4 protein-coding genes and 1 tRNA gene are annotated in these 3,093 nt (G+C 39.8%); 2 read left to right on the top strand and 3 right to left on the bottom strand.

Features of this window, described 5'->3' with window-relative positions; translation table 11 throughout:
- Positions 1 to 238 precede the first annotated feature (238 nt).
- Positions 239 to 311 (top strand) — tRNA-Thr (locus tag Q1X33_RS16510).
- 94 nt (positions 312 to 405) lie between these two features.
- On the opposite strand, the gene Q1X33_RS16505 is transcribed toward Q1X33_RS16510, so the two are convergent.
- Together Q1X33_RS16505 and Q1X33_RS16500 are read right to left on the bottom strand one after the other, a co-directional pair.
- A complete protein-coding gene (locus Q1X33_RS16505) occupies positions 406 to 645 on the bottom strand; it encodes a hypothetical protein (RefSeq protein ID WP_034868251.1) in 240 nt (79 codons plus the stop codon).
- Positions 646 to 999: 354 nt separating this feature from the next.
- Entirely contained in the window at positions 1,000 to 1,434 is a 435-nt protein-coding gene (locus tag Q1X33_RS16500) for a universal stress protein (RefSeq protein ID WP_005225130.1), read from the bottom strand.
- 392 nt (positions 1,435 to 1,826) lie between these two features.
- On the opposite strand from Q1X33_RS16500, the gene Q1X33_RS16495 reads away from it, so the two are divergent.
- On the top strand, positions 1,827 to 2,183 hold the full coding sequence (locus Q1X33_RS16495) for an iron-sulfur cluster biosynthesis family protein (protein WP_005225129.1): 357 nt from the start codon (positions 1,827 to 1,829) through the stop codon (positions 2,181 to 2,183).
- Positions 2,184 to 2,231: 48 nt separating this feature from the next.
- Here Q1X33_RS16495 and Q1X33_RS16490 read toward each other — a convergent pair whose 3' ends face one another.
- Positions 2,232 to 2,882, bottom strand: a complete 651-nt coding sequence (locus Q1X33_RS16490) for an HAD hydrolase-like protein (protein WP_005225128.1) — start codon at positions 2,880 to 2,882, stop codon at positions 2,232 to 2,234.
- Positions 2,883 to 3,093 lie beyond the last annotated feature (211 nt).

Here is a 3,093-nt window from a genome sequence, read left to right as displayed (position 1 = left end):
CATGATTAACAGTCATGCGCTACTACCAACTGAGCTATGCCGGAAGAATCTATCTGTACTATACCAAATAGTCAGATAATTTAGCAAGAGCAAAAATCAATTTTTTGTTCCTTTTTTTCAAGAAAATCCCCTTTTAGAAACTTCCCTTCCCGCAAAGTGTTTTTCTCAAGAAATATCCGAAAATCTCATTGACAAAGCAGCGCCTTTACGGTATTCTATATCTTGTGTTAAATAACACGCCGCTTTAGCTCAGTTGGTAGAGCGCATCCATGGTAAGGATGAGGTCGACGGTTCAAGCCCGTCAAGTGGCTTTGGTAGGACAACGTTTGTCGGACGTTGTCTTTTTTTGTGCATCTAATTCCCAAAGTATAGCGATAATTTCTGAACTTAATCATTCGTACGCCCCTAATTTCCTGCGATATACAAAAGAAATAAGATCGTAAAACCCAATAGTAGGACCGATACAACTGCTTTCATCATTTTCGCTGTATCTTTAAATTTAAACAAGAGCGTATATAGATTAATAAAGTAAATGATCGACAGGGCTGCTTCTTGCAAATATTCTTTTACTTGGATCAAGCCTAGCCATATAATCAGCAAAAGAATCGAAAAAACAACCAAATAGTTTTCTGCAACACGCTTCATTTCATTCTCCTTTTCAATGATAGACATTTGCAACCAGCTGAATCGTGGAACTCAGTAAATTATCAGCCCCTCTCTCCAATACTTTTCCTACAGCCTTTGCTTATTAAAAGTGTAACAAACTATCTCTTCTAATAGTCAATTTTCATTAATTTAAATAAATATCTTTTTATAAAACGAACAAAACGGATTTTTCAATCGGTGCTCACAGCTCCATTTTAGACACATCTTTTTTACCACAAAAAACTCGCTCTCCTAAAGCTAAGAGCGAGTTTTTCAACTGCAGTGAATTTTTTAAAAGGATACGCTTTATGCTGACTTAAAAAATAACATACTGTTTCCGTTTGATTCAACTTCTTACTTCACGACCAACACCGTACATTTCGAATGATTGACGACATAATCGGTGGTTGAGCCCACGACAGCTCGGGTCAATGTACCTTTACCAGTTGCACCGATAATGATCAAATCAATCGGGTACAATTCTGTTGCTGCATGTATGATAAAGCGTTTTGGATCGCCGACTTCAACGATCACCTCAACATCTTCTACCCCATGCTGATTGGCATCATAGATTTTTTTCAACATGTCCGTTTCCACACGCAATTTTTCTTGGTCGAAAATTTTCGCAAAAGCATAGGCACTTGTGGATAACTCAGCATTGTTGATAACAGAGAGGACATACAATTTGGCTTTGTTCATACGACAAATCGCGAGTGCTTCTTGGAACGCTTTTTCTGACTGATCCGACCCATCCAAGGCAACAAGTACATTTTGACAATTACGTAACATCCAAATCGCCTCCTTTTCTTTATTTTACCACAAAAAATGGAAGCGTTACAAAAAAGGACAAGGTCTACTCTTAAGAGACCTAAAACTTCCTTTAAGATTTGTGAAGTTCCTTACTTGTCTCTGTGATTATGCAGTAAAATAAAGAGAAGAATGATTCGAGGTGAAAGAAATGCGCTCTTTTTTCCAGGCTGCGGTCACTGTGCTCTTGTACTTAGGGCTTTTCTTGCTGATAATCGGTATTATCGCCTTTTTCTTGCTAAAACTTTAAGCTTGGTTTGTTGAAAAGCAAGTTGCTGTCACATCCCTAAGAGGAGTGATACACTTGGTTTATCAACAATTATCGAAACGAAACAGTTTGCTGCTCACTCGTTTCAAAAAGGAGATCATGCAAAATGGACTTACATATTACCCCTACTGCCGCTGCTCGCTTTCCAAAAGGACACGACTTATATATTCTGACGAGTAATGACGGATCGAACCAATTTTCTTCAGCAGCTGGATGCTGTATGATCGGTGAACGTTTTTTGATCACACCGATCGACGAACCGTTAGACCCATACAATGAGTTAGTCTCAAGCAATCAGTTTACTTTCTTTACATCAACCTATGATCAAATGTTCTTGACTGGTCATCTGATTCTAGATGTTCACCCAACTTCAGGAACCTTGATTTTGAAAAACGAAAGCGGCTATCTGGATACCAATCTTTTATTGGAATCCTCTCCACAGTTGAAACAAACGAATGCGTAACTAAAGAGCTGACAAACGCCTTGTAAGGTGCTTGTCAGCTTTTTTTCTCTATAATGAATCTGGAATCAACGCTAAGAGTTCTTGTGTCTCAGCGGCTAAAGCGATCGCACCAGCATCAAGCAATTCTTCTTTTGACCCAAAACCATATAAAACGCCGATTGCCGGTAACTGGTTTTCTTTTGCACCTAAAATATCATGCTCGCGGTCGCCGATCATGATAGTTTGCTGCGCTTTTTGCTCCTTTTCGATCTCAGTTAACGCGTAGCGGATAACGGCCGCTTTTTCCCCACGTTTATTCTCAAGATCCGCCCCATAGATTCCTTTGAAATAGCCATCATACTTGAGATGGGTCAGGATCTCTTTTGCAAAAACTTCTGGTTTCGACGTAGCGATATACAAATCGTGATCCTGCGCCAGCTCCTGCAATGTTTCTTCGATCAACGGATATGGTTGGACTTGAAACATGCCCGCTTGACGATAATTTTCCCGGTAGAAGGCAACGGCTTGTTGGGCAGCAGCTTCATCGAAGCCCAAGCCACGGAAGGATTCAATCAAAGGCGGCCCCACAAAGCTCCGCAGTACGTCTTGCGCTAATTGCTCTTTTCCCATTTTTTCCATCGCATATTGAATCGATCCATAGATTCCTTCACTCGAATCAATGATCGTTCCATCTAAATCAAAAAGTACTTTCTTTCTCACGCCATCGTCTCCTTTTCTAATAGTATAGAAAAAAACAGCAGTACAAGCAACACTTCTTCCTTTTCGTTCTGATCTCATCTAAATAAAAAAGACGCTGCCCCATCAAAGGCAACGTCTTTATTTTTGTCATTTTATGTAAAAAAAAAGATAGCAGATGCTATCAAGCAACTCCGGCAGTAGGACTCGAACCTACGACATCATGATTAACAGT

This window comes from Enterococcus sp. B2E4 (assembly GCF_030499455.1).
Classification (GTDB): domain Bacteria; phylum Bacillota; class Bacilli; order Lactobacillales; family Enterococcaceae; genus Enterococcus_D; species Enterococcus_D casseliflavus.
Note: the sequence above shows the minus strand (reverse complement) of the source record. Positions and strands in the feature narration are given on the sequence as shown.

Coding starts and splice junctions, on each gene's coding strand:
- Q1X33_RS16505 (WP_034868251.1), bottom strand. CDS start 645: ATGAAGCGTGTTGCAGAAAACTATTTGGTTGTTTTTTCGATTCTTTTG.
- Q1X33_RS16495 (WP_005225129.1), top strand. CDS start 1,827: ATGGACTTACATATTACCCCTACTGCCGCTGCTCGCTTTCCAAAAGGA.
- Q1X33_RS16500 (WP_005225130.1), bottom strand. CDS start 1,434: ATGTTACGTAATTGTCAAAATGTACTTGTTGCCTTGGATGGGTCGGAT.